This is a genomic window from Microcystis sp. LEGE 00066 (assembly GCF_015207925.1).
Lineage (GTDB): Bacteria > Cyanobacteriota > Cyanobacteriia > Cyanobacteriales > Microcystaceae > Microcystis > Microcystis ichthyoblabe_A.
This window is the reverse complement of record NZ_JADEVX010000235.1, coordinates 1-5,626: the sequence shown is the minus strand read 5'-3', so window position 1 is coordinate 5,626 and position 5,626 is coordinate 1. Positions and strand designations below refer to the sequence as shown.

The window sequence follows — 5,626 nt, the reverse complement described above, 5'->3', positions numbered from 1 at the left end:
CACCCTACACCCTACACCCCACACCCCACACCCCACTTTCCTATACCTTTTAAACAGGATTTAGTATTATCCCTCAAAGGCAGCTTTTTGCTGACGGACTAAATCGACACCGAGGGAAGTTCCCAGACGGGTGGCCCCGGCCTGGATAAGAGCGAGCGCTTGTTCAAGGGTGCGAATTCCGCCGGATGCTTTAATTCCTACCCGGCCTTTGCTAATTTCCTTGAGAAACTTCACATCGCTAACCGTTGCACCTCCAAACCAGCCGGTACTGGTTTTTAGATAACTGACTCCTGCATCCATGCAAATTTCCGCCGCTAAACGTTTCTCGGTGTCCGTCAGTTGCGAGGTTTCCAGAATCGCTTTTACCGTCTGGCCGGTTTCCTGACAAATACTAGCAATTTCTTGGAATAATTGCTCTGATTTCCCATCTTTTAGCCAACCGAGATTAATAACCACCTCTAACTCCTTAGCACCATTATCTACGGCTTCTAAAGCCTCATAACGTTTAACTGCGGAGGTAGTGGCCCCTGCGGGGAAACCAATTACGGTAGAAACTAAAGTTTTTTTGCCGTGGAGTAACTGCACAGCTTGCTTAACGGCAGCGGGATAAACGCAGACGGTGGGAAAATGATATTGATCAGCCTGTTGACAGTAAGCCTCTAATTGTTCACTGGTGGCGGTGGGGATGAGGAGAGAATGGTCGATATATTGTGCTAAATCTAGATCAGAATCGGTGATAGCCATTATCTACGCCTTAATATAGTCAATCGATCGCTATTTTCTCATTTTATGGAAGTCACACAATAAAGTCATGTCTCGCTAACCGAGAAATTCCGAGACTAGCAAAAATCCATTAACCTAGGAAGAAACCGTCACAAGTGAAGACTAGGAGAAAATAGACCTATGTTAGAAGCGTATCATCAGCACGTTGCCGACCGAGCGAAATTAGGTATCCCTCCCCTTCCCCTCAATGCTCAACAAACAGCGGAATTATGCGAAATACTCAAAAATCCGTCCGAAGAACTCAAGGGAGAATTGCTGACCCTGCTGCGTGACCGTATTCCCCCCGGAGTTGATGAAGCGGCCTACGTTAAAGCGGGATTTTTAACAGGAATTGCCAAAGGTGAAATAAAATCTAACGTTATCTCCCCCCAGGGTGCGGTTAGCTTACTGGGAACCATGGTCGGTGGTTATAACGTTCATTCTCTGATTGAACTGCTCAAATCCAGAGATATTAATATCGCCGCCGCTGCTGCCAGTGCTTTAAGTAAAACCCTGCTGGTATTCGACGCATTTAACGAGGTTTTGGAATTATCCGACACCAATCCCTATGCTAAACAGGTTATCGATGCTTGGGCCAATGGCGCTTGGTTTATCGCTAAACCGAAACTTGCTAAAGAAATTACCGTCACCGTCTTCAAAGTACCCGGGGAAACCAATACAGATGACCTATCTCCCGCTCCCCATGCCACCACCCGGCCCGATATTCCCCTTCATGCCTTGGTAATGTTAGAAACCCGTCAACCGGGGTCTTTAGAAACCATTGCCGAATTGAAAAAATTAGGCCATCCGGTCGCCTATGTGGGGGATGTGGTTGGGACTGGTTCCAGCCGAAAATCGGCAATTAACTCGGTTCTCTGGCATATCGGCGATGATATTCCCTTTGTGCCTAATAAACGTGCTGGTGGCTATATTTTAGGCAGTAAAATCGCCCCTATCTTCTTTAATACTGCTGAAGATTCCGGCGCTTTACCGATTGAATGCGATGTTAGCCAAATGAACACGGGGGATGTGATTAAAATTTATCCCTACGAAGGCAAAATCACCAACGAAGCGGGCGCAACTATTAGCACTTTTAGCCTCAAACCTGAGACAATTCTGGATGAAGTCCGGGCCGGCGGTCGTATTCCCCTCTTAATCGGTCGCAGTCTCACCGATAAAACCCGTCACGCCTTGGGACTTGAGGCTAGTACCCTATTTACCCGTCCCACTATGCCTAATGACACGGGTAAAGGTTACACCCTAGCGCAAAAAATGGTCGGCAAAGCTTGCGGTTTACCCGGGGTGCGGCCGGGTACTTCCTGTGACCCAATTATGACCACGGTAGGGTCTCAGGATACCACCGGTCCGATGACCAGAGACGAGTTAAAAGAGTTAGCCTGTTTAGGTTTTAGCGCCGATTTAGTCATGCAGAGTTTCTGTCACACGGCAGCCTATCCCAAACCGGTTGATATTCAAACTCATCACCAATTACCGGACTTTTTCTCTACCCGGGGTGGGGTGGCTTTACGTCCGGGAGATGGCATTATTCATTCCTGGTTAAATCGGATGTTATTGCCGGATACGGTGGGGACTGGCGGCGATTCTCATACTCGTTTTCCCCTGGGAATTTCCTTTCCTGCGGGGTCGGGTTTAGTGGCATTTGCCGCCGCTTTGGGAGTAATGCCTTTGGATATGCCGGAATCGGTTTTAGTGCGTTTTACGGGGGAATTACAACCCGGTGTAACTCTGCGCGATATTGTTAATGCTATTCCCTACGTTGCCATCCAAGAAGGCAAATTAACCGTGGAAAAACAGAACAAAAAAAATGTTTTTAACGGTCGCATTATGGAGATGGAAGGGCTGCCGGATTTGAAATTAGAACAGGCTTTTGAGTTAACCGATGCCACGGCGGAACGTTCCTGCGCCGGTTGTACGATTAAGTTAAGTACGGAAACAGTGGCGGAATATTTACGCTCTAATGTGGCCCTGTTAAAGAATATGGCGGCCCGGGGTTATAGTGATGCCAAAACTATCCTACGTCGGGTAGCAAAAATGGAACAATGGTTAGCTAATCCCGTCCTGATGGAAGCGGATAAGGATGCCGAATATGCGGATATTATCACCGTCAACTTAAACGAGATTAAAGAACCAATTGTTGCCGCACCCAATGACCCCGATAATATCAAGTTAATGTCGGAATGCGCCGGGGATAAAATTGATGAGGTGTTCATCGGTTCTTGTATGACTAATATCGGTCATTATCGCGCCGCTGCTAAGATATTAGAAGGGGCAGGAGTTGCTAAGGCTAAACTGTGGATTTGTCCCCCCACCCGCATGGATGAAAAACAATTGCGCGAGGAGGGAATGTACGGCATTTTTGCCGCTTCTGGGGCCCGTACTGAGATGCCTGGATGTTCCCTTTGTATGGGTAATCAAGCGCGGGTTGAAGACAGAGCAACGGTATTTTCTACCTCGACTCGTAACTTCAATAATCGCATGGGAAAAGATGCGCAAGTCTATCTCGGTTCCGCCGAATTAGCGGCGGTTTGTGCGCTGCTAGGACGCATTCCCACCGTCGAGGAATACCTGGCAATTGTCACCGAGAAAATTAATCCTTTTGCTGGCGATTTATACCGCTATTTGAACTTTAATGAAATCGCTGGTTTTGAGGATGAAGGCCGGGTAATTCCCCTAGAAGATTTACCTAAAATTGAGGATATCTTAGGGATTCCTTCTGGTGTTTTGAGTTAGTTGACCGGTTATGGGTCATTTCGATCGAGGCGAAAGATTTCTTTTGATTTCGATCAAGATGACCCCTCTAACGATCAAATTTTCGACAATTATAGGATTTTTTTCGATATACGGAATGACAACTCGATAAAATAAAAATATGAAATTCGAGTGGGATCGACAAAAGAACCGAGCGAATATCATCAAGCACGATCTAGACTTCGCGGACGCGCAGCGGATATTTGAACATCCCATTCGAGTTTCCCTTGACGAACGAGAAAATTATGGCGAAGATCGATTGATAGGAATCGGTACGCTCGATGGCCGAGTGGTAGTTGTCGTTTTTACAGAACCGAGTAGAGATACAATTCGTATTATTTCACTTCGTAAAGCTTTACCCTATGAACGAAAACGATATGAACAATACCTCCGAGACGAATTGGGAGAAAGTTGACGCTCTTACGGAAGAGGAAATCGACACATCCGATATTCCGCCCTTAACCGAGGAGTTTTTTAGTAAATCGCGGTGGTGGAAACCTGTAGAGAAAGTAAATGTTCTTGTTCAAGTAGATCCCGAAACCCTAGCTTGGTTTCAATCACAGGGCGAGGATTGTGAACAAAAAATGTCCGCCGCTTTACGGATTTATGCGGAGGCTCACAAAGTATAGTCAAGTTTAGTTCGGGTACAAGCCACACAATAAAAAAGTTCGCTATCATTTTGAGCGGGATGAAAAGCCACACAATCTCATTTACCAATAAATCGCCTTAAATGAAATGATAAAAGTGAGTACGAAAAATGGCTCTTCATTACTTGTTATGGTTCGATAGGGGGGCATAAATTGACTAAATCCTTCTCTGGCAAGAGACTTAATTGATGAGTTCGCTCTAGATAAAAAACAATTGACAAAAATCGCCAAATGCCTTTCTACATAAGGGTTCCATCCCTTATAACCCCAGTCCATTGCATAACACAAACCGAAGAACCCGAAAAATTATGATTATAGATGTACCGACTGGAGATGATTTTAAATCCGCTGGCATTGATTTTTTAAATCTGGCTTGGGATACGCTGATAAGTTTATCTACAAAACTTAAGAATGCGGAATATTTTTATAATGTGTATTATAGCGATGAGAATGAAGAAGTAATCGATCAATTGTCATCTGAGCAATATTGGAAACAAGCACAACGTCCATTGAGTACAGCCCTTTCCCTTATTCAACAAGGAACAGAATTTCTCTTAAAAGGTAATATTGCTACAGTTAGCCCGTATTTACTAATTTCAGGATGTCCGAGTAATTATCCCAGTAAATCTCATGAGCGCAATATCCGTTTTAGTGAATTTAAAACAATTGATGCACAGGATTTAGTCAAAGTTTATAATACCGTATCGACTGGTCGATTACCAGATAACTTTCGACAAAGATTTGAAGATTTGAGAAGCAAGCGAAATATAATTATGCACACTGTAGATCCTGAATTATATATAAAAATTAAAGATCTGTTTGTTGAAATTCTAGAAATTTGTCATTATTTGATAGAGCCAAACTCGTGGATAAAAATTCGAGGACAATTCATTCAAAATGAACCTGAATCTGTTCTATATAGCTCTGAAACCAGAGAATTATATAATTAGCTGGCTTTAGAAATAAACCTTGTAATTGATTTATTAACACCTTCAGGAAATAATAAATATTTTAATTTTAATAAAAAAATAAGACGTTATTTCTGTCCTAGTTGTTATAGTGGTTTTAGGGAAGATTACGAAGACGAACAGATTCCAAGATTAGCTCAACTAATACCTAATGAACCAACTAGCAACACTATTTATTGCCTTGTATGTAATGAATCTTATGAAGTATTGCGGGAAGATTGCACAGCTGAAGATTGTCTGGGTAATGTCATAGATCCTGATGATGGTACATGTCTTACCTGTGGTTCGGACAATTTTCGAGATTAATTGTTGAAATTGTAATAAATATCTTGTATGTATTAATTTCTTTATTTTTTTAATCTCTTCGGGTCTAATTCCCCGCCGCTCGCGGCGTACAATAGAAAAATGAGTGAATACATCCATAAGAGCCATAATGTAAGTGTTTTGCTATATCATTTAGTGTTCCCAGCCAAATATCGT

The 5,626-nt window shown here is 43.3% G+C and carries 5 protein-coding genes and 1 pseudogene; 5 read left to right on the top strand and 1 reads right to left on the bottom strand.

Annotated elements, in window-relative coordinates; genetic code table 11:
• Positions 1-66: 66 nt before the first annotated feature.
• Positions 67-744, bottom strand: a complete 678-nt coding sequence (gene deoC / locus IQ224_RS21125; protein WP_002746340.1) for a deoxyribose-phosphate aldolase — start codon at positions 742-744, stop codon at positions 67-69.
• Positions 745-903: 159 nt separating this feature from the next.
• Here deoC and acnB point away from each other — a divergent pair, with 159 nt between their 5' ends.
• From acnB to IQ224_RS21100, 5 genes and pseudogenes are all read left to right on the top strand, one after another.
• Complete coding sequence (acnB, locus tag IQ224_RS21120; protein ID WP_194033461.1) at positions 904-3,513, top strand: bifunctional aconitate hydratase 2/2-methylisocitrate dehydratase; 2,610 nt, start codon at positions 904-906, stop codon at positions 3,511-3,513.
• A 139-nt stretch (positions 3,514-3,652) separates the two neighbouring features.
• A complete protein-coding gene (locus IQ224_RS21115) occupies positions 3,653-3,946 on the top strand; it encodes a BrnT family toxin (protein ID WP_002735016.1) in 294 nt (97 codons plus the stop codon).
• Complete coding sequence (locus IQ224_RS21110) at positions 3,894-4,160, top strand: BrnA antitoxin family protein (RefSeq protein ID WP_002746336.1); 267 nt, start codon at positions 3,894-3,896, stop codon at positions 4,158-4,160. Before IQ224_RS21115 ends, IQ224_RS21110 begins: the two co-directional genes overlap by 53 nt.
• Positions 4,161-4,486: 326 nt before the next feature.
• Positions 4,487-5,128, top strand: a complete 642-nt coding sequence (locus tag IQ224_RS21105; protein ID WP_084989965.1) for a hypothetical protein — start codon at positions 4,487-4,489, stop codon at positions 5,126-5,128.
• Positions 5,129-5,551: 423 nt separating this feature from the next.
• Positions 5,552-5,626: pseudogene (locus IQ224_RS21100) on the top strand (IS200/IS605 family transposase); the annotation flags it as partial.